Here is a 23,505-nt window from a genome sequence, read left to right as displayed (position 1 = left end):
ATGCACGGGAACGGCCGCAGGAAACGAAAACCGCAACCATAGGGTGCGCCGCGCGGACCGTGAACGAATCAATCCGCACTTGCTTATTCAGGCCCGGCCCAGGCTCGCGTCGGGCCAGAAACCGCCCGCGCACCCGGTCTTGCGGCAACTGGCACAGTGGCGGGCCCGCATGCCTCGGCCGGATGTCCATCCGCAGCCGGGCACGGCCCCAGACCACCCCTGCAAAGCACAAGCCATGAAGAAGATCGGATTCCTGTCGTTCGGCCACTGGACGCCGTCGACCCAGTCACAGACACGTTCCGCCGCCGACGCGTTGCTGCAGTCCATCGAGCTGGCCGTGGCGGCCGAGGAACTGGGGGCCGACGGCGCCTATTTCCGGGTGCACCACTTCGCCCGCCAGCTCAGCGCGCCCTTCCCCTTGCTGGCCGCCATCGGCGCCCGCACGCGCCGCATCGAGATCGGCACCGGCGTGATCGACATGCGCTACGAGAACCCGCTCTACATGGCCGAGGACGCGGGCGCGGCCGACCTGATTGCCGGCGGGCGCCTGCAGCTGGGCCTGAGCCGGGGGTCGCCCGAACAGGTGATCGAAGGCTGGCGCCATTTCGGCTACGCGCCCGCCGATGGCCGCACGCACGCCGACATGGCGCGCGAGCACACCCAGGTCTTCCTGGACGTGCTGCGGGGCGAGGGATTCGCCCCGCCCAACCCGCGGCCGATGTTCCCGAACCCGCCGGGACTGCTGCGCGTCGAGCCGCATGCCGAGGGCCTGCGCGAACGCATCTGGTGGGGATCGAGCTCCGACGCGACGGCGGTCTGGGCCGCGAAGCTCGGCATGAACCTGCAGAGCTCGACACTCAAGACCGACGAGACCGGCGAGCCCTTCCATGTGCAGCAGGCGCGCCAGATCCGCGCCTACCGCGCGGCCTGGAAGGAAGCCGGCCATGCGCGCACGCCGCGGGTGTCGGTCAGCCGCAGCATCTTCGCCCTGGTCAACGACCAGGACCGCATGTATTTCGGGCGCGGCGGCCAGGAAGGCGACACGGTCGGCCTGATCGACGAGCAGACGCAGGCGATCTTCGGTCGCAGCTATGCCGCGGCGCCCGAGCAGCTGATCGGGCAGCTGGCGCAGGACGAGGCCATCGCGGAGGCCGACACCCTTCTGCTGACCGTGCCCAACCAGTTGGGCGTCGCGTACAACGCGCACGTGATCGAGACCATCCTGACCCAGGTGGCGCCGGCGCTGGGCTGGCGCTGAGCCGGCGCGAGTCCCTTGCATCGCACCCGATGCAAGATGGGCCCGCTCTCCATCGGCTCGACCGCCACGTCCAGCCCCTGGGCCATCTGCTGATCGCCCCGATCCTCACGAAAGGCAGCAGCGCACGAATGCTCCGTGCCGACGACCTCATCGCCGCCATCGATTCCATGAATGGCACCATACACCTCGGCCTCGACCTCGATCGGCGCCTTCTGCCCCCTCACCCGCGCGCGCTGCCTGTCTGATTGAGGCCGATCGCGGACCGGCCCTCCTCTCGATAGATAGCGTCACCTAATAGCCTGGAATATTCAAAATTATGGATTGGGTCCCCATCGTCTTCGTTACGTTCAAGCTTCTCGTGTTCGGCACGGGTATGTTCTTCGCCATCAAATGGCATTATCAGAAAGCAAACAAGGACAAGAAGAAGCAGAGCGCGGTGCTACGCACGAGCGGCAAGGTGGCCGCAGTCTTCTTGCTATCGCTTCTGGTGATCTCGCTCTTCACCTTTGGCCTTGGCAGAATGCTTGGCTTGGACTTGACTATTCCGTGAGGGAAAAGAATAGTCGGCCCATGACCAGTTATGGGTCAGCCATTCTTTGATGCGACTGCGGGACAGCGTCGGCACGCGGCCAGAAATAGCGGCTTGCGGCCTGAGGCAAAATTCGGCCAACACCAGACATTGAGCGATGCGCACAACCGTAACGACCGACACCGCCACCATCGTCCTTTTCGACCCGGAGTGCATGCGGCACCGGCTCAACGAAGATGCCGATCGGTGGTCGTTGCCTCAGGAAGAACTGCTCGAGGTCAACCGGGCGAACGCTGCGTTCATGAACGTCAGCGCCGACGGATGCTATGAGCTCGAACTCGTCCCACACGAGGAGTTCGCGGACGCAGACGTTAAATTTTTCGTGCAGAACACTAGCGGTCGGTACTTCTTCGGTGCCGGCGAGATGATGAGCGCCGCTGGTCTGGAGCCGGAAGCGGAATATGGAAACGTGTTCTTCGATGCCGCGCCGGGTTCGTACTTGGTCCGTGCACGTCAGCGAGCTGGCACGGTTACGGTTTCAATCAAGTCGACGAACCTTGAAGCGTCGAACTCGTTCGACGACCTTGTTCGACTGGGCGCTTGAGCGCGACGTCAGAATACGGCCAGAAGCCGACGCTCGGGCGCGCCCTCAAAATTTGACTCAAAGAGGATGACCATGTCAACGCTGCAAAAGCTTCGGGGGCATTCGATGCTCAGGGTTCCAACGCTGGGTTGTACGCTTACGCTCTACCGAAAAGGCGCTCGGTTGGCATTTCTTTCGTTCGTTGTAACCGTGGTACTTTGCAATCTGCCTTGGCACCTCATTCCAGCCGTGGGTGAAATGCTTCAAATGCTGGTTGCAGCCGTTGGCTTCTACCTCTCGGCGACCCTGTTCGGTTCGTTCACGCCCAACGATGTGGACGCGGACAGCGCGTCGCAACGCTGGCTCTGACCTCGGCTTTCGACCGGTGGCAGTCACGGCTGTTTGAAGGCCTCTGTATACCGAAGACACTATGACGAAGCTCAAATCACGACATTGGCGGCAAAGTTGGGAGGCTTTAGGTGCGGCTGCACAAATCGGGGAATGGCTGTTCGTGCTGCCGCTTCTGATCTTTGTCGTCGTCGTCCCTCTCTGGTGGGTCTACTCGCTTGTGCGCGATCACTTGCTGACATCAGGCGCGATTGGCGTAGTGTTGGCTGTCGCCGCAGCCGTGTACATCGTTCGACGTATCAAGCGCCAGTAGTGCCTTTGGGCCAAAGCGGCTTCCACCGCGATGACAGCTGGCGGCGGCGGATTCAACCGGTCGACGCAACACATTCGCTGAACATCTCAGCGGGTGTGTGGAAGCCGAGTGTCTTGCGCGGCCTCTCGTTCAATTGTCGCGCGATCGCGTTGAGTTGGAGCTGTGAGTAGCCCGAGATGTCGATGCCCTTCGGCATGTATTGCCGCAGCAGCCCATTGGTGTTCTCGTTGCTGCCGCGTTGCCAGGGGCTCTGTGGATCACAGAAGTAGACCTGGATGTCGGTGGCCATCGTGAATCGCTTGTGACCGTGCATCTCCGTGCCTCGATCCCAAGTCAATGACTTGTAGAGCTCCTGCGGCAACTTGCGTGCGTTCTTGATCAACGCGTTGACGACCGACTGCGAGTCCTTGCCTTCGAGTTTGACCAGCATCACGTATCGCGTCTGTCGCTCGACCAACGTGGCGATTTGGCTGTTGCCGCTCCCGAAGACCAAGTCTCCCTCCCAATGGCCAGGCACTGCCCGATCTTCGACAGATGCAGGGCGCTCCCTGATCGACACGGCATCAGCAATCTGCCCATGGATCGCCGTCTTCTGTGTGTAGGAACGAGAGCGTCGCATGCCGCGTGTGCGTCTGAGATGCTCCAGCAGTTCCTTCTTCAACGCGCCACGCGCTTGAATGAACAGGCTGCGGTAGATGGTCTCGTGTGACACATGAAGGCCCGGGTCGTTCGGATAAGTATGCTCGAGCCAACCGCCGATCTGCTCCGGCGACCACCGCATTCGAAGCAGGTCCGCCACGACGCCAGCCAGCGCTCGATTCATGACCAGTTTGCAGCGCTTCGGCCGCAGGGCACGGTTCCAGGCTGCTTCGTCGGCGACGCTCGCCCGATAGCAGTCTTGCCCTGCGTTGCGACCGATCTCGCGGCTGGTGGTCGACGGTGCCCGGGCAAGTCGGGCGGCCACCGAGCGCATCGATTAACCGATCACTAGAGCACGAGAGATCTCTTCTCGCTCCGCCAGGGTCAGCGCCTTCGCGCTGCGCCGCCGGTCCGTTGGTCGAATGCCACCGGCCTTCGACAGGATGGTGTGGATGGAGGTGTGAGGTCGGTCGAACAGATGGCCGACCTGATGCAGAGTCCAGCCTTCCTTCCAGCGCTCCCACATCAATGCCTTCTGGGCGTCCGTGTAGTAGGTTCGCGTCCGATACTTCATCTGCAACACTCCTTCTGCCTCAGCAGTGGTTGTTGTGTTGCGTCGACCGGTTGAATCCGCCGCCCACTGTAGCCATCGCACCGCCGAGAGCACGGCCCCCTGAGATCTAGCCGCCAAATGCCAAAGCAAATGAGCCAAACCCGGGAATTCCAGCTCGAACGCGACACGGCCTCCAAGCTCGGCAAATTACCCGGCCGCATGCACTCGACGCCAAAGGCAGGCACGCATCCTCACTGAAAAGCGGCGGCGGTCGAACGCACGGAACCCTGGCTGCCATCCATCCCATGAATGGCCTGATACACCTCGGCCTCGATCTCGATCAGCGCCTTCTGCCCGCGCACCCGCGCCCTCGGCACCGCCACGTCGAAGATGCGGTGGATGCGCCCCGGCCGCGGCGACATCAGCACCACGCGGTCGGCCAGGAACACGGCCTCGCCCACGTCGTGCGTCACGAAGACGATGGTGCGCCGCTCGCGCGCCCACAGGCGCAGCAGGTCTTCCTGCAGCGCGATGCGCGTGAGGTGGTCGACCGCGCCGAAGGGCTCGTCCATCAGCAGCACCTCGGGGTCGTTGGCCAGCGCACGTGCAATGCCCGCGCGCTGGCGCATGCCGCCCGAGAGCTGGTGCGGGTAGGCGTCCTCGAAGCCGGCCAGGCCCACGCGCGCCAGGCTGGCGATCGCGCGCTCTCGGCGCTCGCGCCGGCCCAGCCCGCGCAGCTCGGGGCCGAAGCCGACGTTCTGCGCGATGCTGCGCCAGGGGAACAGCGCCGGGTCCTGGAACACCAGACCGCGGCGCGGATCGGGGCCCGTGATGGGCTGGCCGTCGAACAGCGCGGTGCCGGTGCTCGGGCGCTCCAGTCCCGCAAGGATGTCGAGCAGCGTGCTCTTGCCGCAGCCGCTCGCGCCCAGCAGGCAGAGGAACTCGCCGGCGCGCACGCGCAGGTTCACGTCTTCCAGCGCGGTGACGGGCACGGCGCCCGCGAAGACCTTGCCCAGTGATTCGAGTACGAATTCCGCCATGGATGCCGCGCGCTCAGGGCGCTGGGGCCTTGGGGATGAACGCCAGGTTCACGAACTTCGCGGCGTCGTAGAGCTCCTTCTGGAAGCCCAGCGCCAGCTGGATCTTCTGCGTTTCCTCCACTTCCTCCAGCGACACCTTGGGGTCGTTGGCCCAGATCGGGAGCTCGCGCTGCACCGCGGCATCGGCCACCTTCGGGTCCACACCCAGGCGCTTCGCGTAGAAGGCCTTGTACTCGTCGAGGTGGGCCTTGGCGTATGCGTTCGACTTGAAGTACGCGCGCAGGAACTTCTCGACGCCTTGCGGAGCATTCGCGATGAACCGGTTGTTGGCCACGATCACGCCGGTGTGGAAGCGCGGCAGGTAGTCGTAGCCGGCCGCCAGCACCTTGCCCTTGCCGGTCGCCTCGGCCAGCGAGGCGAAAGGCTCGTGCAGGATGGTGGCGCTGACCGAGCCGTTCTCCACCGTGGCGAGCGCGGCGGCGTTGACGCCGTTGGCGACGAAGGACACGCTGTCCAGCGGCACGCCCTCCTTCGACAGGATGGTGCGCGCATACACATCGAGGCCGGTGCCGAAGGCGGCCGCCCCCACCGTCTTGCCCTCGAGCGCGGCCACCGAGGCCACCTCGGGCGCACCCACCAGATAGAACGGCCCCACATGGCGGAACATCGATGCGACGATGCTCAGCGGCACCCCCTTGCCGGCCGCGACGATCGCGCCCGTGGTGTTCCAGTCGGCGATGTCGATGTCGCCGCTGGCCAGGCCCGAGATCGCATCCTGCGTGTTGATGAACTCGAGCGCCAGGCCTTCGTCCTTGAAGAAGCCCTTCTCGATGCCGAGCTGCACGCCCAGGCCGGTGACGCCGGGATAGCCGGCGTAGCGCAACTTCAGCGGCGCAGCCTCGGCGGCCGGCGCGGCCACGGGCGCCTTCGCCTCGGGCTCGGTGCGCGAGCACGCGGCCAGGATGGCGATGCCCACGCCGACGGCGACCAGGCGGGCCCAGCGGATTCGGCGAGCGCGGGCGATGAAAGGGATGGAGGTCATGGATCTGTCGAACAGGGAAAGGAAAAGAATGCGCAGGGCCTCAGGCAGGCCGCCAGCGCAGGAACAGCAAGCGCTCGAGCAGGTCGAGCGCGGCGATCATGGCCACCGCCAGCACCGTCACCAGCCCGATCAGCGCGAAGGTCTCGGCCGTGTCGAGCGAGGCGGTCGAGCGCGTGATGAGGTTGCCCAGCCCTTCCTTGGACGAGAGCATCTCGGCAAACAGCGCCCCCACCAGCCCCACCGAGGCCGAGACGCGCAGCGCCGCGAAGAGGGTCGGCACGGCCGAGGGCAGGATCACCTTCCAGACGGTCTGCAGCGTCGAGGCCCGGAACGCACGCGCCACCTTCAGGTGTTCGCGGCGCGTCTGCTTGATGCCGGCGATGGTGCTGTAGAGGATCTGGAACACCGAAAACAGGAAGACGATCGCCACCTTGTGGCTGAAGCCGATGCCCAGCCACAGCGCGAGCAGCGGCACGATGGCCACCTTGGGCACCGACATCAGCGCCGCCATGAAGGGTTGTGCGAAGCGTTCCGCCGAGGGCGTGAGCACCAGCAGCACGCCGAAGCCGATGCCCGCGACCACCGCCGCCGCATAGCCCACGACGAACTCCGCCAGCGTGACGCCCGTGTGATGCAGCAGCTGGCCGTGCGTGAGCATCGGCACGAAGCGCTCGAAGATGGCCGTGGGTGCCGGCAGGTAGAGCGCGCTCACCGCCCCGGCACGTACCGCGGCCTCCCAGACACCCAGCAGCGCCAGCGCGGTGGCCACCTGTGCCAGCACGATGCCCCAGCCCCTGAAGCCCGAACGCGTGCCCGGCTTCCTTTTCGACTCAGACCACACGGTGGTGCGTTTCGGTGATACGGCCGAACTCGGCGTCGGCGGTGCGCACGCCCTCGAAACGGTTGGCCGGCTTGTCGGTGCGGCCGAAGTGCGCACCGAAGGTGCTGCCGCTGTAGTCCTCGCGGAACAGGCCGCGCGCACGCAGGATCGGCAGCACCAGCTCGACGAAATCGTCCAGGCCCGCGGGCAGGTGCGGCGGGCAGATGTTGAAGCCGTCGGCCGCGCCGTGCTCGAACCAGTGCTGGATGGTGTCGGCCACCTCCTCCGCGCTGCCGATGGCCAGGAAGTGGCCGCGGCCGCGCGCGATCGCGTACTCGAAGACATGGCGCACCGTGGGCGTGTCGGTGCGGTTGAGCTGGCGCGCCTGGGTGATGAAGAGCCGCGCCAGCGCGAAGGCCGGATCGGCTTCGTCGAAGGCCGGGAACAGGTCCTCGCCCGACAGCCCGGCCAGTGGCACGCCCAGGTCGCGTTCGAGCGCGGCGGTGTCGAGCTTGGCGGCGATCAGCGCGCTGAGCCGCTGGTAGAGCGCATAGGCCTCCTCGCTGGTGCGGCCGATGTAGGGCACCAGCCCGGGCAGCACCGACACCTCGTCGGCCGCGCGGCCGCCGGCCACCGCGCCGGCCTTGATCTCGCGGTAGAAGCCCTGCGCCGCCTCGAAGGTCGGGACGCCGGCGAAGACCACCGTCGAGTGCGCGGCACCGAAGGCGCGCGAACGCGGCGAGGTGCCCGCATTCACCAGCGGGATCTGGCCTTGCGGCGGGCGGGCGACGTTGAGCGGCCCCTTTACCCGGAAGAAGTGGCCCTGGTGTTCGATGGCATGCAGCTTCGCGGGGTCGACCAGCAGGCCGGCGTCCTGGTCGCCGATCAGCGCATCGTCTTCCCACGAGTCCCAGAGCTTGGACACCACCTCCACCAGTTCCTCCGCACAGTCATAGCGGCGGCTGTTGTCCCAGTGGTGGTCGCGGCTGAAGTTCTTCGCCGCGCGCTCGTCGGCGCCGGTGACCACGTTCCATGCGAGCCGGCCGCCGCTCAGGTGGTCGAGCGAGGCGGTCTGGCGCGCGATGTGGTACGGGTCGGCATAGGTGGTGTTGGCGGTGGCGATCAGGCCGATGCGCTGGGTGTGCGCAGCCACGTAGCCGAGCATGGTGAAGGGCTCCAGCCGCACCGTCTGCGAGGGGAACACGTACTGCTGCTCGGCGCTGGTGGCGAGCGCGTCGCCGAGGAAGAAGAAATCGAACTTGGCGTCTTCCGCCTTGCGCGCGATCGACGCGATGAAGGCCGGATCGTGCGAGGCCTTCGGGTCCACACCGGCCAAGCGCCAGGCGCCGGGGTGGTAGCCGATGGAGAACAGGAAGATGCCGAAGTGAAGTTGACGCGGGGAAGAGGAAAGGCTCGGCATCCGGAGGAAGGTCCCTGGTGAAGAAAAACCCGTGAGTCTCCACCGCCACCGGGCGCGGGAGGAACGCAGATTTCCGCATGTGCATAGACGGTTTTCCGGCTTGACCGGCCGTCCCGCCGATCACCCAGACCCATGGCCGCGTCCCTCACCGGCCGTCAGGGCGGCGGACGTCGCCCGCGATCGGCTACCCGCTCATCGGTCCTCGCACATGCGAACAAACACCAATAAGACGTTCTTCCATCGAATCTTATGATTCACTTGCAGGACAAAATGCTTATATGCAAAACGTAAGTCTCAGCTGCAAATCACACCACACAGCAACGGCCCTGCTCCTCCCACTGTTTCATTCGGAAAGGCTTTACCCGTGACCCCTCGATTCACTCGACGCGCCCTGGCCCTGGCCGCGGCGGCTTCCTGTCTGTCACTGCCGGGCCGGGCCATGGCCCAAGGCAGCGAGTACCCGGCACGGCCCATCGAACTGGTCGTGCCCTACCCTGCGGGCGGCGGCACCGACGTGCTGGCGCGCGCCTTCGCGCAGGTGGCCACCAAGTACCTGTCCCAACCGCTGATCGTCATCAACAAGTCCGGCGCCGCGGGCGCCATCGGCTGGTCCTATGTGACGAACAGTCCGCCCGACGGCTATCGCATCGTGATCCTCGCGACCGATCTCGTGGTGCAGGCCAACATGGGCTACACCAAGATCACCTACCGCGACTTCGCGCCGATCGCCCGGCTCAACTTCGACCCGGCGGGTTTCTCGGTCAAGGCCGACTCGCCCTGGAACTCGGTGGCCGAGGTGCTGGCGGCGGCGAAGAAGGGTGGCTTGAGCGTGGGCAACGGCGGCACCGGCGGCGCCTATCACCTGGCCGCCGCCGCCCTGGAAAAACAGGCCGGGGTCGAGTTCACGCACATCCCCTACCAGGGGGCCGGCCCCTCGGCACTCGCCTTGCTGGGCGGCCATATCCAGGCCACCACGATCGCCGGCGCGGAGGTCTGGCCCTACGTGACCGGCGGCAAGGTCAAGATCCTCGGCATGATGTCGGCGACCCGAACCGAAGGCTACGAGAACATCCCCACGCTCAAGGAGCAGGGCTACGACATCCAGCTGGGCGCATTCCGCGGCCTCGCCGCCCACAAGGACACGTCGCCGGCGATCATGGCGACGCTGCGTCAGGTGGCGGCCAAGGTCGCGGCCGACCCGCAGTTCAAGGATGCGCTCAAGAAGCAGAACATGGGCTACGCCTACGCCGACGGCCCGGCCTTCCAGGAAGCGCTGGCCAAGGACCATGCCTTCTATGCCGAGCTGATCGACAAGGCAGGCCTGAAGGGCAAGCCGTAGGTCCTCGCGCCGCAGGCGGCACCCTTTCCTCAGGTCAGATTCAAGCCGCCATCCGACAGCAGCACTTCGCCGGTGAGGTAGTCGGAGGCCACCAGCATCAGCACCGCATGCGCGATGTCGTCCGGACTCGCCGCCCGGCGCATCGGAGCGCGCTCGCGCCACAAGGCCTGTGCCGCGGTCCAGTCGGCGGTCAGCGGCGTGTCGACCAGGCCCGGCGCCACGGCGTTGACGCGAATGTCCGGACCGAGCGACAGCGCGAGCAGGCGTGTCAGGTGGTTGAGCGCGGCCTTGCTGACCGCATAGGGAATGGATGCACCCTTGGGGCGGACACCCGCGTGCGAGCTGATGTTCACGACGCAGCCCGCGCGGCGGCAACGGGCGGCCTCGCGCAAGGCCGACTCGGCCAGCGCGACGAGATGGAAAGGCGCCACGACGTTGACTTCATGCAGCTCGTGCCACACCGCCGACGTGGCGGCGGCAAGGTCGCCGTGCGGAATCACCTTGCTGATGCCCGCGTTGTTCACCAGCACATCGAGCTGGCCCCATGCCGCGATGGCCTCGCGGACCAGGCGAACCCGATCGGCTTCCAGGGCCAGGTCGGCCTGCACATAGACCGCCTGCGGCAATTCGGCGGCCATCGCATGTCCCGTCTTCGCGGAACTGCGCGAATGAAGAACCACCGCATGGCCGGCGTGACTGAGCCTGCGCGCGATCGCGGCCCCGATGCCGGAAGTGGATCCGGTGACCAATGCGACACGAAGCGCGCCATCCCTTGGTGGATTGATATTCATCTGGAAGATCTCGCAGGAGTTGCCATCAAGCCCACCGCCGCCGCGCGCCTGTGCGGGCTGGGTGGGAGCGTTGAAGCCTGCCGACTTCATCGCGTCGATGAAGCCAAGGGCCGTTCGGTCAACGGCCGGGGCAGGCAGGCATGGCCCTGTCGTACGGGCCAAGGAGCGGGGCGCCGTGTCTGGCGCCGGCCGATCTTGCCAGAGTCCGCCGAATCCTGCGGGCGACGTGCAGCGGCGCGGCCGCAAGGAACACCTGCGCGGGCACCGCGGTGTGGAGACACCGCGTGCGCACAAGACAGGGGCAGCGGAGGCCCTGTCAGCGCTCGATCGCACCCGGAAACGGGATCCTCTGGACGGCGGCGCAGTGCTGCAACGCCGCCACGACCTCGTCACGCAGCGGAACACCGGAACGCAGACGGCTGGAGGCGTTCTCGGCCGCACGCTGCCCCGGCAACCGCACCGCCTCAACGCCTGGCTGCGGCGGATTCGTCCGGCAGGCCTCGACGATCCAGTCCATCTGGCGGACGTACTCGCCCCGACCCGCATAGGCCTCGAGGTCGTGCAGCTGAAGGTGGACGTTGGCGCACCAGCCGCCTTCGAGCAGATCGGGGTCGGCACGTCCATAGCCGCCCAGCGCACTGGTCAGCGCCTCCACATAGAGCGCCATGCCGTAGCCCTTGTGGCCCGCCGAGATGCCGCCCAGCGGCAGCAAGGTGCCCGGCGGCTTCGCCGACATCACCGCGGGGTCGCGCGAGGGCGCGCCGGCCGCATCGAGCAGGCAGTCTTCCGGGAACATCTGGCCGGCCGCGTCGAGGCGGCGCACCATGCTGTTGGTGGTGATGGAGGACGAGATGTCGACCAGCACCGGAGGGCCCGAGGTGGGCAGCCCCATCGCCATCGGGTTGGGCGTGAAGACGGCCCGGGTGCCGCCATGCGGCGCCACGGTGCGCACCGTCGGGTCGGAGCTGGCGATGAAGGCCATGAATCCTTCCTCCGTGGCCTTGCGCAGGTAGGACGCGAGGCACGCGATGTGGTGGCTGTTGCGCAGCACCAGCGAGGCCGTGCCGTAGCGCCTGGCCTTGGGCTTGAGCGCTTCGAGCGCCTCCAGCATCAGCCAGGGCCCGGGCAGGCGATGGCCGTCCCAGACCGCGACCGCGGCCCGGTCCTGCAGCACCTCGGGCTCGCCGGCCACCTGCATGAAGCCCTTGGCGATCTGGTCCATGTAGGGCGCCAGCAGCGCGAGGCCGTGGGTGTCGTGGCCCAGCAGGTCGCCGTCGAGCAGCGTGTCCGCGACGGCCGCGGCCTTTTCCGGCGGCATCGACGCGGACCGGAGCAGGTCCCGTGCGAACGCGGCCAGGGCCGGTGCGGGATAGCGGTGCGGCGAAGTCATGCGGACCTCGCGGCTTCAGAGGCCATGGCGCAGCAGGCCGCGCGCGGCGAGGTTGTTGACCAGCGCCCGCACACCGAAGGTCCAGGGCGCCGCATCGTTGCAATGCCTGACCTCGTTCACCAGTTCGCCGAGCCACTTCGCGCGCACGCTGACGTGGTCGCCCACGTGGTGCGTGAAGCCCTTGCCCTTCGCGCCGCGGTCTTGCGTGGGCGCGAACATCGTGCCCAAGAACAGCAGCATGCCGTCGGGGTACTGGTGGCTGCCCATGGTCTGCGCGACGAGCTCCAGCGGGTCGCGGCTGATCTTCTCGAGCGAGCTGCTGCCTTCGAGCACGAAGCCGTCCAGGCCCGTGACGGTCATCCGGACCTGCTCCTGCCGGACCTGGTCCAGCCCGTAGTGCGCATCGAAGAGACGGATGAAGGGGCCGATCGAACAGGTGGCGTTGTTGTCCTTCGCCTTGCCCAGCAGCAGCGCGCTGCGGCCTTCGATGTCGCGGTGGTTCACGTCGTTGCCCAGCGTGGCGCCCACGATGCGCGCGCGGCTGTTCACCGCCAGCACGACTTCGGGCTCGGGGTTGTTCCAGACCGAATCCGCGCGGATGCCCACATGGTCGCCATAGCCCACCGCCGCGAGCACCGGCGCCTTGGTGAAGACCTCGGCATCGGGTCCGATGCCGACCTCCAGATACTGCGACCACATCCCTTTTTCCACCAGCAGCGCCTTGAGCTTCATGGCCTCCGCGCTGCCCGGCTTCAGGCCCTCGAGCTCGGTGCCCACCACGCTCAGCACCTGGTCGCGAAAGCGCGCCGACAGCACCGGGTCGCCCGCGCCGTGCTCCTCGATCAGCCGCTCGACCAGGCTCTCGGCGAAGGTCACGCCCGAGGCCTTGACCACCTGCAGGTCGCAGGGGGCGAGGAAGAAGGGCTTCGAGGCGTCCCGTTGCGCCACGATGCTGTTCGCGGTGATCTCGGCCAGGCCCGCGACCTTCACGCCCGCGGCGGCGCGCGCGCTGTCCGCGGGGGACTCGGTCTCGAGCAGGCTGCTCATGGTCGGGAAGGTTTCGGAGATGTCGTGCACGCCGTCTTCACGGATCACGACCACGCTGGGGCCGGCATGGACACCGGGTTGCCAGATGCGCGCCACCAGCGTGCCGGCGTAGCCGTCGGCCGGCAGGAAGCGTTCGAGGATGGCGGCGGAGGATGGGGAGTTTGCGTTCATGTTCAAGGTCTTGTCTGGACTGTCGGTTCGAATGCGATGTCTCTGTCGAGCGGGAACATCGGCCCGCGCAGCGACTTGTAGGGCAGGCGCGTCACGTTGGAGGCGGCCACGCCGGGGGTGTCGACATAGATGCTGTCGATGCACCAGGGCTCGAAGGCCACGCGCCACGCCGAACCCGACTTGGCCACGATGAAGCGCTGCGCCTTCGGGTCGATGCCCAGCACCGTGAGGTGGTCGCTGTCGAAGGGCATGACCCGCTCCGTCGTCAGCACGACGGTGACACGCCCGGCCTGCACGAGGGCCGTCAGGCCCATGCGCACGGTCTGGCCCGTCATGTAGGGGCCCGTGCGCTGGTAGCTGACGTCCCGCACATCGGACACCGTGCCTTCGAGGCGCACGGGGTCGCCGCTCAGCGGCGTGGAATGGGCGCCCACCAGGCGCGCGAAGCGCGCGCCGACGCCCTGCCCTGCCGCGTGAGCCGCCGCCTGCGGATCCCACAGCACGACCGTGGCCGGCCCCAGGTCTTCCTTCAGCAGCAGCGCGAGCACATGCGTGCTGTCGCCGGGGCCGCCGCCGCCCACGTTGTCCGCGGGCTCGGCGAGCACGACGAGGCCCGGCCTGCCCGCCAGGCCGCGAATGCGCGCACGCACCGCGTCTTCCGTTTCCAGCCGCGGGACGAAGGCCTCGCGCTGCGCCCAGGCCGACTCGGCGATCTGCTGCACCACCCCGGCCGCGGCGGCGCCATCGTCGCCGTAGCCGAGCGCGGTGAAGCCGAGGTAGGGCACGTCGGCATAGGCGAAACCGGGCACCACCGAAGCGGTCCAGACGCCCTGCCCTTCCTCCGCGGCGTGCGCCAGGCGCAGCAGGCCGGCCATGGGCTCGTCTTGCGTGCTCTGCGCCTGCGGCACGGTGATCAGCGGCAGCCGGGCCCAGGCCTTCTTCGGGCGCCGGCCGGTCGCGAGCATGTGCGCCATCCAGCGGGCCGCCTCGGCGCCGCGCTCGGCCATGTCGACGTGCGGAAAGGTGTCGTAGCCGATCAGCAGGTCGGCGGCCTCGATGGCTGCGTCACTGAGGTTGGCATGGATGTCGAAGGTCGCCACCAGCGGCAGCCCGGGCCAGCGTGCCTTGACCTCTTCCAGCAGCAGTGCATCGCCGCTCTGCCCATCCTCCAGCACCATGGCGCCGTGCAGCGCCAGGTAGATGCCCTCCAGCACGCCGGCCGATGCCGCGATGTCGTCCAGCAGGACCGTGCTGAACTTCGCATAGGCCGCCAGCGTCACCGGCCCCGAGGGCACGGCGGCGTAGAAGCCGCTCGGCACCGCATCGATCCCGCTCTTCCAGGCCTCGCGCAGGAAGCCGCCGATCTCGGTCTCGCTGCCGGCCAGTTCGAGGCGAAGCTTGTGGGCCGGGATGCACTGATACGCCTCGAACTGCGCCACGTCCGCCAGCACCGGGGAGAAGGTGTTGGTCTCGTGCCAGATCCCGCCGACGAAGACCTTGCGCTCGGGGCCGGTCATCACGCGGCCCTCCGCAACGGCAGGCAGGCCGGGCCCGAGGGTTCCATGTTCTTGTACCAGAGCAGGAATTCCTGGTGGCCCAGCTGCTCGGACTTGGTCTTCGCGCCATTGGCCGTGTCGATCACCGCGTCGTAGAGCTGGTCGGCCACGGCCTGGAAGCTCACGCGCTCGTCGACGATGGCGCCGGCATTGATGTCCATGTCGCCCGCCATGCGCCGGTAGGTGCTGGGGTTCGAGCAGATCTTGAGCACCGGGGCGATGGCCGATCCGACCACCGAACCGCGGCCGGTGGTGAACAGGATCACCTGGCAGCCGCAGGCGATCATCTCGACGATCTCGGCCGTGTCGTTGACGTCCGGCAGGCCGAACTGCAGCGCGCCGTCGGGGATCATGTCCATCAGGTAGAGGCCGCCCGCCGGCGGGATTTCGCCTGGCTTGATCATGCCCACGATGGGACGCGAGCCGCTCTTGGTGTACGCACCGATCGACTTCTCCTCGATGGTCGTCAGGCCGCCTTCCACGTTGCCGTCGCCGATGTTGCCATGGCCGAAGTGCTGGTAGTAGGAGCGGGTCTTGGCCATGGCGGCGCGGATCGCGTCCGCCAGGCCGTCCGACACGGCGCGCTTCGCCATGTGCTCGTCGCAGCCGATGAGTTCGCCCAGCTCCTCGAACATCACGGCGCTGCCCTGGTCCACGAGCTTGTCGAAGGCCAGGCCGACCACCGGGTTGGCGGTCACGCCGCTGAAGCTGTCGGAGCCGCCGCAGGTCGTGCCCACGATCAGCTCGCTCAGCGCCATCGGCACCTTCTCGACCGTCGACAGCGCCGCCAGCGTCTGCGCCACCCATTCGCGGCCCTGCTGGATGGTGGAGACGGTGCCCCCGCTGTCCTGGATCACCAGCGTCTTCACCGGCCGGCCCGAGGCCGCGATGGCCTGCTCGAGCGGGCCGCGCTTGAAGCATTCGCAGCCCAGCGACACCAGCAGCACCGCGCCCACGTTGGGGTGCAGGCAGAGCCGCTCCATCATGCGGCTCGCGTAGTCGTTGGAGAAGCAGCCGGCGAAGCCGAGCACATGGGCACCCTGCTCGCGGAAGGGCAGCGAGATCTCGCGCGCCACATGGTGCGCGCACTCCACCAGGTAGACCACCGCGACATGGTTTCGAATGCCCTTGCGGCCGTCCGATCGCAGGTAGCCGGCCAGGGGGAAGGACTGTGTTTCAACCTTGTTCACATCGCACCTCAGAACGAACCCATGACCGGGTAGGGACCGCCGATGAACTTCTCGTGCACCTTGGCCAGGGCGCCGTTCAGGTGGTAGTAGTAGAGCGTGGTGTTGACCCAGTGCAGCAGGTCGTGGTCGCCTTTGCGCAGGCCGATCGAGTAGGTCGACTGCGTCAGCACGAACTTCAGCTCGAGCTGTTTCTGCGCGCCGCGCTTGACCAGTTCGTTGCCGATGACGGAGCCGGTGGCGATCGCCTCGACCTGCCCGCTCAGCAGCGCGGTGGCCGCGGTGGCGTCGTCGTCGAAGCGGCGGATCACCGCGTCCTTGGGGGCCACGAGCGTGAGCTGCGTGTCCTGCACCGTGCCGCGCACCACCGCCACCGACTTGCCCGCGAGGTCGGCCGGCTTCTCGAACTTCTTCGCCTTTTCCGCCAGCAGCACGATCTGCGTCGCGGCGTAGGGGTTGGAGAACGAGATGGTGCGCGCGCGCTCGGGCGTGATGCTGAAGGTCGACACCACCAGGTCGACCTTGTTGGTCAGCAGGTAGGAGATGCGGTTGGGCCCGGTGACGGGCACGATCTCCAGCGGCACGCCCAGGCCCGCGGCGATCAGGCCCGCGACTTCCACGTCGACCCCCGTGGGTTTCAGTTGCGCGTCGGTGAAGCCGAAGGGCGCGGTGGTCAGGTCCACGCCGATCAGCACCTTGCCGCGTTTCTGGATCTGGTCCAGTGTCTGGGCCTGGACATGGCACACCACCAGCAGCGCCAGCGCGCTGGCGACGATGGCCCGGATGAATTTCAAGATGGACATGGTTGTCTCCTAGACGATGGAAGAAAGAAAACTGTCGAGTTCTTTGGTCTGCGGGCGCGCGAACAGCTCGGCCGTCGGGCCGTGTTCCCAGACCTTGCCCTGGTGCATGAAGACCAGCGTCCGGGCCGCTCGCCTGGCGAAGTTCATCTCGTGCGTGACGAGGATCTGCGTCATGCCTTCGCTGGACAGGCTTTCCATCACCTTCAGGACTTCGCCCGTCAGTTCCGGGTCCAGCGCGGAGGTGACCTCGTCGAACAGGATCACCTTGGGATTGAGCGCCAGCGCGCGTGCGATCGCCACGCGCTGCTGCTGGCCGCCCGAGAGCTGGCCCGGATAGGCCCTGGCCTTCTCCAGCAGGCCGACCTGCGACAGCACGTGCAGCGCCTTGTCCTGCGCCTGCGCCCGGGGCGTGCCCTTCACCAGCATCGGCGCCAGCGTGATGTTCTTCTCCACGGTCATGTGGGGGAACAGGTTGTAGCCCTGGAACACGATGCCCACGTCGGCCCGCAGCGACTTGAGGTCGCTCTGCGTCGGCGTGATCTGGTGGCGATCGATGCGGATGCTTCCGGCGTCGATCCTCTCCAGGCCGTTGAGGCAGCGCAGCAAGGTGCTCTTGCCCGAGCCGCTGCGCCCGATGATGGCGGTCATGCCCGCATCGAGCTGCAGGTCGACACCGCGCAGGATGTCCAGGGCACCGAAGGACTTCTTCAAGCCCTTGATTTCAATGAGCGACATGGAGACGCCTTTCCAACCCGCGGCTCAGCAGCGACAGCGGGAAACAGAGGATGAAATAGATCACGCAGATGGCGAAGAACACCGAGAAGGGCTGGTAGGTGGCGTTGTTCACCACCTGGCCGGCGCGCGCGAGTTCGACGATGCCGATGACGGAGGTCAGCGAGGTGTTCTTCACGATCTGCACCATGAAGCCGACCGTTGGTGCGAGCGCGAGCCTCAGGGCCTGCGGCGCGATGACCTGCCGCATCTGCTGGGCCCACGACAGGCCCAGCGTCTCGCCGGCTTCCCATTGCTGCTTCGGTATCGCGTCCACCGCGCCCAGCCAGATCACGCCGATGTTGGCCGAGGCATAGAGCCCGAAGGCGACGGCCGCGGCCAGCAGCGGCGGCACGCTGAAGCCCAGGATGCTCAACCCGAAGTAGAAGAGGAAGAGCTGCATCAGCACCGGAATGCCCTGCCCCAGCTGCACCCAGACCCGGACCACGGCGCCGCCGAGCCGGCCGCCGGCGAGCTTCAGGATGCAGATCAGCGCGCCGCCGAGCGCACCGCCCGCGAAGGCCACCAGCGACACCAGCACGGTCCAGCGCGCGGCCTCGATGAGGAACAGCAGGTCGGGCCAGCCGAAGGAGCGGGTCATGGCGCGGCCCTTTCCGCGACCAGGCGCCCGCCCGCGCTGTTGCGCAGCAGGAAGCCGCCGATGAGCGAGAACAGGGACTTCATCGCCAGCACCATCGCGAGGTAGACCAGCGAGATGAGCAGGTAGACCTCGAAGCCGCGGAAGCTGGTGGACTGGATCTGGTTGGCGGCCGCGCTGATCTCCTCGGCCGAGATCTGCGAGGTGATGCTGCTGGCCATCAGGATCAGGACGAACTGCGAACTCAGCGCCGGGTAGACGCTGCGGAAGGCCTGCGGCAGCACGATGTGCAGGAAGGTCTGGCGGCGGCTCAGGTTCAGCGCGGTCGCCGCCTCGTGCTGGCTCTTCTGGATCGCTTCGAAGCCGGCGCGGAAGATCTCGGCGGTGTAGGCCCCGCAGTTGATGGTCAGCGCCAGCCCGGCCGCGACCATCGGCGTGAGGCTGATGCCCAGCGCCGGCAGGCCGAAGTAGATCAGGAAGGCCTGCGCCAGCAGCGGCGTGTTGCGGATCGCCTCGACGTAGGCGGTGGCGGCGGCCCGGAACGGCAGCCACGGGCTGTTGCGGCCCAGCGCACCGACGATGCCGACCAGCGAACCGAGCGCACATGCCACCAGCGTGAGGAACACGGTGGCCTGCAGCCCGCTCCACAGCATCGGCAGGCTGCCCTGCAGCCAGGAGAAATCAAGTGTGTAGTTCATCCCGGAGGCCCCTCACTGGTGGTCGAGGAAGTAGGTGCTGAGGTTGTGCGAATGCACATGGGCGCCACTGGGGACGTCCGACAAGGTGAAGCCGATCGGGACGCCGTAGCGGTACACGGGCTGCCCCTTCGGGATGTCGACCAGGGCGATCTTGTGGCCGAAGGGCACGAGGCTGGAGGCACGCAACGCGATCGAAGCGCATTCGACCCAATCGTCGGGAACGATTTCTTCGAATGCGATCGCCACGTTGTCCTCCGCCGCGAGGCGAATGGAACGCTTCATGGGCGGCCTGTCTCTCAGAGGACGCCGTGCTTGTCGTAGACGGCGCGCAAGGTGCTGCCGGCCAGGATCTCGGCGCGCACGGTGTCTTCGCTGTCCACCTTGGCCAGGGCCATGGCGATGGCCTCCTTGACGACCTTGTTCGGGATCACGACCACGCCGTCGATGTCCGCGATCACGTAATCGCCCCGGTGCACGGTGACGCCGCCGCACTGGATCGCGACGTCCTTGCTCACCATCTTGCCGCGGCCCTTGGAATCCCACGGGCCGATGCCGCCATGGAACACGGGAAAGCCCACCTCGCGGATCTGGCGCGCGTCGCGGATCAGGCCGTCGGTGACGCAGCCGGCCGCCTTGCGGGCGCGCGCGCCGGTGGTCAGCAGCTCACCCCAGGGCACGATGTTGTCGGTCGGGCCGTCGACGCCGAACACCACCACCTCGCCCTCCTTCAGGTCATCGAGCAGGTCCATCTCGATGTCGTAGGGGTTCTCGCCCTCGAGGTGCCCACCGACCTTCATGTAGGCCCCCGTGCGCGCCGGACCGAACACGACGTGCTGGTCGTTCAAGGGACGGACGAAGGTCTTCATGCCCTGGTGGCGATAGCCCAGGGTGTCGAGCACGTCGCAGACCACGGCCGAGTAGAGCTTCGTCTTCGCCAGCTCGACCTGAGCGGCATCCAGAATGACTGTCATTTGTTCCACCTATCAAATGTATGTTGCGTATGTGCGCCTTGGTTGCGCAAGTGCATCATATGTTTTTCAAGTGGGTCAAACTCCTAGGGTTTACACCGGGAGATCGCAGGCGCCTGTACAGCAGCCGGCAGCGTCATTCGCGCCCGCCAGGGCCGGTTCTCCTCTGAAAGAGGCTCTCAAGGACCGCGTGTTATGCTTGGGAAACAATGAGTTGCAAGCGCAACACATGCGCATCGACCGGACCAAGGCGTCCGTTCCGGCCTGCAGCGATGGCATGCTGTGGGACGCTTCAACGAACGCGGTCGCGCCGGTCGCGACCGCCCCTCCCCCCAACCGTTTCATGCGAAGGCGAGCAGATGCTTGATGTTTCCGAGAGCGAGCCGTCGAAGACCGAGCACGCCACCCAGTTCCGCGAGCGCCTCAATGCGCTGCTCTTCAAGAGAAAGATGTCCAGGAACGACTTCGCCGCGCTGGCGGGTCTCAACCGGAGTTCGATCTCCCAGTTGCTGTCCGACACCACCACGCGGCTGCCGCGCATCGAGACCATCGTGCAGATCTCGCGCGCGCTGGGTGTCAGCGTCGACTGGCTGCTCGGGCTGGACGACGACGCCCAGCGGCCGGCCGATGCGGCCGAGGAAGCGGCGACCGGGCGCGCGAAATTCCAGGTCTCCAGCATCAAGCAGGAGCAGTTCTCGCGCTGGCGGGAGAACTACGGCGGCATGAAGGTCCGCTACCTGCCGACCACCTTCCCCGACCCGCTCAAGAGCGACGAGAACCTGGCCTGGCAGTACAAGGACCATCCCGAAATCACGGTGGCGGAGGCCCAGGAGGGCATCGCGCACCGGCGCCGCTACCTGTCGCGCCCGGGCGCGGACATGGAGGTCTGCACCAGCGTGGAGATCATCCATGCCTTCGCCAAGGGCGAGTACCTCTGGGGCGAACTGCCCGATGCGTTCAGGCAGCGCGAGCTGGACCACATGATCGAGGTCTACGAGAGCGTGTACCCCACCTTCCGCTGGTTCTGCTTCGACGCGCGTGACAACTTCTTCGCCGGCTTTCCCGTCACGATCTTCGGCCAGCGCTACGCGTCGATCAACCTGGGCCAGAAGTTCCTGCTGAGCCAGGATGAAGAGACCATCTCCGAGCTCACGCGCGAGTTCGATTCGCTGGTCAAGGTGGCGGTGCTGCAGCCCCTGGAAACCCTGGCGCTGCTCAAGTCGCTGCGGCCCCGGCGGAAGTAGCGCGCGGGTCCGTCGCCGCGCGGCCGCCGGCCTGCAGCCAGTCGCAGAAGGCCAGCGCGTCGGCGTCCTGCGCCGAGCGCTCGGGCAGGATCCAGTGGAAGGTCTTCTCGCGCGTGGTCCAGGCGCTGAAGGGCATCGCCAGCAGCCCACTCGCCACGCTGTCCGCCACCAGGTCGGGGTTGCCCAGCGCGAAGCCCATGCCCTGCACGGCCGCCTGCACCGCGAGGTGGGCATGGTCGAAACCCAGTTCGCCAGCCGGCTTGAGCTTGCGCACGCGGGCCGCCGCCAGCCAGTCGCGCCAGGCCAGCGGCGTCGAGCGGCTGTGCAGCAGCGTGTGGCGGGCCAGGTCGGCCGGCTTCGGCGACGCCGGCAACCGGGCCAGCAAGGCCGGACTGCAGACCGGCGTCAGCGCATCGGGCAGGAAGGCGCCGAAGCGCACGCCGCGCCAGCCCGCACGCGCCTGCAGCATGCCCAGCTCCTCCGCGGACAGGCAGCGGATCGACACGTCGAAGGCCGCGGGCGCGAAGTCGAGCACGCTCACCGTGGTGGCGAGCTGCACGTCGGTGTCGGGCACCTGGGCGCAGAAGCCGGACAGCCGCGGGATCAGCCATTGCGCCGCCAGTGTGGGCAGCGCGTTGACCGTGAGCGTGCGGCGCCGCGTGGCGCGTCCGATGCGATGGGTCGCGTCGGCCATCAGGTCGAAGGCGCTGCTCAGGCTGGGCAGGTAGGCCGCGCCCTCGGGCGTCAGCGCGAGCTGCCGCCCTTCGCGCGTGACGAGCGTGGCACCCAACCATTCCTCGAGCGCCTTGATCTGGTGGCTGACCGCGCTCTGCGTGACGTGGAGTTCCTGCGCCGCGCGCGTCACGCTGCGCAGCCGCGCGGCCGCCTCGAAGGCGCGCAACATGTTGAGCGAGGGCAGCCGGCGCGCGCTGGCATGAGGTGAGCTCATGGATGACGTCATAAAAGTCGATGGTAGCGGAGCCAGGCCGTCCCTAGCATGGCCGGCATGCGGCACTTCGATCTTTCGGAAAATCTCATGCGTCTGCGAAGCCTCACGAGCCAGCCGGGCCTGCCGCTGCGCACCTCGACGACGCAGGGCCCGCGCCCCGAGGCCGATGCGCCTTCCGCCCCCTCCCTTTCCCTTGCGATGCCACCGACCCCTGCAACACCCTCCCCCGATCGCGCCGCGACCCGACTCGCCACCCGCCTCTCCTTCCTGGTCGCTGGCTTCGGCCTCGCCTGCTGGGCGCCGCTGGTGCCCTTCGCCAAGCGGCGGCTGGCGGTCGATGACGGCACGCTCGGCCTGCTGCTGCTGTGCATCGGCATCGGCTCCGTCGCGGCCATGCTGCTGACCGGCCCGTTGAGCGCGCGCTTCGGCAGCAAGCCCATCATCCTGGCCGGCGGCTTCGGGCTGGCCGTGGTGCTGCCCACGCTGTCGGTGGCCGCCACGCCGCTGGCGCTGGCGCTCGCGCTGCTCGCCTTCGGCGCCGCACTGGGCTCGATCGACGTCGCGATGAACGTCCATGCCGTGGCGGTGGAGCGCGCGGCCGGCACGCCGCTGATGTCGGGCTTCCATGCGCTGTTCAGCGTCGGCGGTTTCGCCGGCGCGACATCGATGACCGCGCTGCTCTCCTGGGGTGTCGATCCGCTCTGGGGCACGCTGGCCTCGGCCGCCGCCATGGCGCTGGCCATGGCCTTCGCCTGGCCGCGCCTGCTGGCCGAGGTGCCGGACAAGGTGGAAGGCTCGCTCCTCGTCCGGCCGCGCGGCATCGTGCTGCTGCTCGCGGGCCTGGCGGCCGCGACGTTTCTCGCCGAAGGCGCGACGCTGGACTGGAGCGCCCTCCTCCTCACGGACGCCGGCCTCGCGAGCCCCAGCCTGGCGGGCGTGGGCTACATGCTGTTCGCCATCGCGATGACCGCCGGCAGGCTCGCGGGCGACAGGGTCACGGCCAGGGTGGGCGACCGGAACACCCTGCTCTGGGGTGGCCTGCTGGCCGTCGCCGGTTTCGCCGTGCTGCTGGCGGCACCGATCGCGTGGGTCCGGATGGCGGGCTTCCTGCTCGTCGGGCTGGGCGCATCCAACATCGTGCCGGTGCTGTTCCGCAAGGCCGGCGCGCAGACCGCCATGCCCGCGGCCCTGGCCATCGGCGCCATCACCACTGCGGGCTATGCCGGCATCCTGGTGGGCCCGGCCGGCATCGGCTTCGTCGCCCACGCGCTCGGCCTGCAGACGGCCTTCTGGCTGGTCGCGGCGCTGGTCTGCCTGGTGCCGCTGACGGCGCATGTCGTTGCGAGGGACAGGCTTCGATAGCCTGAATCCATCCGGGCCATTGCCCCCCATGGCTCGACATGTCCGGCTGCCATCGCCAATAATCAAAGAACTTTCTTTGATTAATA

Annotated in this window: 24 protein-coding genes and 1 pseudogene; 8 read left to right on the top strand and 17 right to left on the bottom strand. The window is 67.5% G+C overall.

All coding sequences use genetic code 11. From position 1 onward, the window contains the following. The first annotated feature begins 235 nt into the window (after positions 1–235). The 5 genes from A9977_RS15550 (at position 236) to A9977_RS15530 (ending at position 3,031) form a co-directional block, all read left to right on the top strand. Positions 236–1,258 (top strand): LLM class flavin-dependent oxidoreductase, encoded by a 1,023-nt coding sequence (locus A9977_RS15550; RefSeq protein WP_183025760.1) that lies wholly within the window; start codon positions 236–238, stop codon positions 1,256–1,258. 313 nt (positions 1,259–1,571) lie between these two features. After that, entirely contained in the window at positions 1,572–1,808 is a 237-nt protein-coding gene (locus tag A9977_RS15545) for a hypothetical protein (RefSeq protein ID WP_183026005.1), read from the top strand. 136 nt (positions 1,809–1,944) lie between these two features. Beyond that, entirely contained in the window at positions 1,945–2,391 is a 447-nt protein-coding gene (locus tag A9977_RS15540) for a DUF6386 family protein (RefSeq protein WP_183025759.1), read from the top strand. Positions 2,392–2,463: 72 nt separating this feature from the next. Beyond that, positions 2,464–2,739: a hypothetical protein gene (locus tag A9977_RS15535; protein ID WP_183025758.1), complete on the top strand. Its 276-nt coding sequence runs from the start codon at positions 2,464–2,466 to the stop codon at positions 2,737–2,739. A 61-nt stretch (positions 2,740–2,800) separates the two neighbouring features. Further along, positions 2,801–3,031, top strand: a complete 231-nt coding sequence (locus A9977_RS15530) for a hypothetical protein (protein ID WP_183025757.1) — start codon at positions 2,801–2,803, stop codon at positions 3,029–3,031. A gap of 52 nt (positions 3,032–3,083) precedes the next feature. On the opposite strand, the pseudogene A9977_RS15525 reads toward A9977_RS15530, so the two are convergent. From A9977_RS15525 to A9977_RS15505, 5 genes and pseudogenes are all read right to left on the bottom strand, one after another. Further along, positions 3,084–4,244: pseudogene (locus A9977_RS15525) on the bottom strand (IS30 family transposase). 230 nt (positions 4,245–4,474) lie between these two features. Next, on the bottom strand, positions 4,475–5,263 hold the full coding sequence (locus A9977_RS15520) for an ABC transporter ATP-binding protein (protein WP_183025756.1): 789 nt from the start codon (positions 5,261–5,263) through the stop codon (positions 4,475–4,477). 13 nt (positions 5,264–5,276) lie between these two features. After that, complete coding sequence (locus A9977_RS15515; protein ID WP_183025755.1) at positions 5,277–6,305, bottom strand: ABC transporter substrate-binding protein; 1,029 nt, start codon at positions 6,303–6,305, stop codon at positions 5,277–5,279. Positions 6,306–6,345: 40 nt separating this feature from the next. Continuing rightward, on the bottom strand, positions 6,346–7,146 hold the full coding sequence (locus A9977_RS15510; RefSeq protein WP_220811812.1) for an ABC transporter permease: 801 nt from the start codon (positions 7,144–7,146) through the stop codon (positions 6,346–6,348). Further along, on the bottom strand, positions 7,136–8,545 hold the full coding sequence (locus tag A9977_RS15505; protein WP_183025754.1) for an NtaA/DmoA family FMN-dependent monooxygenase: 1,410 nt from the start codon (positions 8,543–8,545) through the stop codon (positions 7,136–7,138). The genes A9977_RS15510 and A9977_RS15505 overlap by 11 nt, the downstream gene beginning before the upstream one ends. A gap of 439 nt (positions 8,546–8,984) precedes the next feature. On the opposite strand from A9977_RS15505, the gene A9977_RS15500 reads away from it, so the two are divergent. Continuing rightward, on the top strand, positions 8,985–9,884 hold the full coding sequence (locus A9977_RS15500; RefSeq protein ID WP_183025753.1) for a tripartite tricarboxylate transporter substrate binding protein: 900 nt from the start codon (positions 8,985–8,987) through the stop codon (positions 9,882–9,884). Positions 9,885–9,913: 29 nt separating this feature from the next. Here the strand turns inward: A9977_RS15500 and A9977_RS15495 are convergent, their stop codons facing one another. From A9977_RS15495 to A9977_RS15445, 11 genes are all read right to left on the bottom strand, one after another. After that, on the bottom strand, positions 9,914–10,675 hold the full coding sequence (locus tag A9977_RS15495) for an SDR family NAD(P)-dependent oxidoreductase (RefSeq protein ID WP_183026003.1): 762 nt from the start codon (positions 10,673–10,675) through the stop codon (positions 9,914–9,916). A 316-nt stretch (positions 10,676–10,991) separates the two neighbouring features. Then, complete coding sequence (locus tag A9977_RS15490) at positions 10,992–12,065, bottom strand: Ldh family oxidoreductase (protein ID WP_183025752.1); 1,074 nt, start codon at positions 12,063–12,065, stop codon at positions 10,992–10,994. Positions 12,066–12,080: 15 nt separating this feature from the next. Beyond that, complete coding sequence (locus A9977_RS15485; RefSeq protein WP_183025751.1) at positions 12,081–13,283, bottom strand: fumarylacetoacetate hydrolase family protein; 1,203 nt, start codon at positions 13,281–13,283, stop codon at positions 12,081–12,083. A gap of 2 nt (positions 13,284–13,285) precedes the next feature. After that, entirely contained in the window at positions 13,286–14,800 is a 1,515-nt protein-coding gene (locus A9977_RS15480) for a M81 family metallopeptidase (protein ID WP_183025750.1), read from the bottom strand. Then, positions 14,800–16,029, bottom strand: coding sequence for a UxaA family hydrolase (locus tag A9977_RS15475; RefSeq protein ID WP_310936142.1), 1,230 nt, complete (start codon positions 16,027–16,029; stop codon positions 14,800–14,802). The genes A9977_RS15480 and A9977_RS15475 overlap by 1 nt, the downstream gene beginning before the upstream one ends. 8 nt (positions 16,030–16,037) lie before the next feature. Beyond that, positions 16,038–16,829 carry a transporter substrate-binding domain-containing protein gene (locus A9977_RS15470; RefSeq protein ID WP_183025749.1) on the bottom strand — a complete coding sequence of 264 codons (792 nt, stop codon included), beginning with the start codon at positions 16,827–16,829 and terminating at the stop codon, positions 16,038–16,040. A 9-nt stretch (positions 16,830–16,838) separates the two neighbouring features. Beyond that, positions 16,839–17,564 (bottom strand): amino acid ABC transporter ATP-binding protein, encoded by a 726-nt coding sequence (locus A9977_RS15465; protein WP_183025748.1) that lies wholly within the window; start codon positions 17,562–17,564, stop codon positions 16,839–16,841. After that, entirely contained in the window at positions 17,551–18,201 is a 651-nt protein-coding gene (locus A9977_RS15460; RefSeq protein WP_183025747.1) for an amino acid ABC transporter permease, read from the bottom strand. Before A9977_RS15460 ends, A9977_RS15465 begins: the two co-directional genes overlap by 14 nt. After that, on the bottom strand, positions 18,198–18,896 hold the full coding sequence (locus tag A9977_RS15455) for an amino acid ABC transporter permease (protein WP_183025746.1): 699 nt from the start codon (positions 18,894–18,896) through the stop codon (positions 18,198–18,200). Before A9977_RS15455 ends, A9977_RS15460 begins: the two co-directional genes overlap by 4 nt. A gap of 12 nt (positions 18,897–18,908) precedes the next feature. Further along, positions 18,909–19,178: a UxaA family hydrolase gene (locus A9977_RS15450; protein WP_183025745.1), complete on the bottom strand. Its 270-nt coding sequence runs from the start codon at positions 19,176–19,178 to the stop codon at positions 18,909–18,911. 14 nt (positions 19,179–19,192) lie between these two features. After that, complete coding sequence (locus A9977_RS15445; protein WP_183025744.1) at positions 19,193–19,867, bottom strand: RraA family protein; 675 nt, start codon at positions 19,865–19,867, stop codon at positions 19,193–19,195. 356 nt (positions 19,868–20,223) lie between these two features. Here A9977_RS15445 and A9977_RS15440 point away from each other — a divergent pair, with 356 nt between their 5' ends. Continuing rightward, positions 20,224–21,108: a helix-turn-helix domain-containing protein gene (locus A9977_RS15440; protein ID WP_183025743.1), complete on the top strand. Its 885-nt coding sequence runs from the start codon at positions 20,224–20,226 to the stop codon at positions 21,106–21,108. Here A9977_RS15440 and gcvA read toward each other — a convergent pair. After that, positions 21,080–22,057, bottom strand: a complete 978-nt coding sequence (gene gcvA, locus A9977_RS15435) for a transcriptional regulator GcvA (protein WP_183025742.1) — start codon at positions 22,055–22,057, stop codon at positions 21,080–21,082. The two genes, A9977_RS15440 and gcvA, sit on opposite strands and share 29 nt — an antisense overlap. A 198-nt stretch (positions 22,058–22,255) precedes the next feature. On the opposite strand from gcvA, the gene A9977_RS15430 reads away from it, so the two are divergent. Continuing rightward, positions 22,256–23,419: an MFS transporter gene (locus tag A9977_RS15430; protein ID WP_183026001.1), complete on the top strand. Its 1,164-nt coding sequence runs from the start codon at positions 22,256–22,258 to the stop codon at positions 23,417–23,419. The last annotated feature ends 86 nt before the right edge of the window (positions 23,420–23,505 follow it).

Origin of the sequence: Variovorax sp. UMC13, from assembly GCF_014170375.1 — a bacterium.
GTDB lineage: Bacteria > Pseudomonadota > Gammaproteobacteria > Burkholderiales > Burkholderiaceae_C > Variovorax.
The sequence above is the reverse complement of the archived record's forward strand: the minus strand, read 5'-3'. Positions and strand labels throughout refer to the sequence as shown.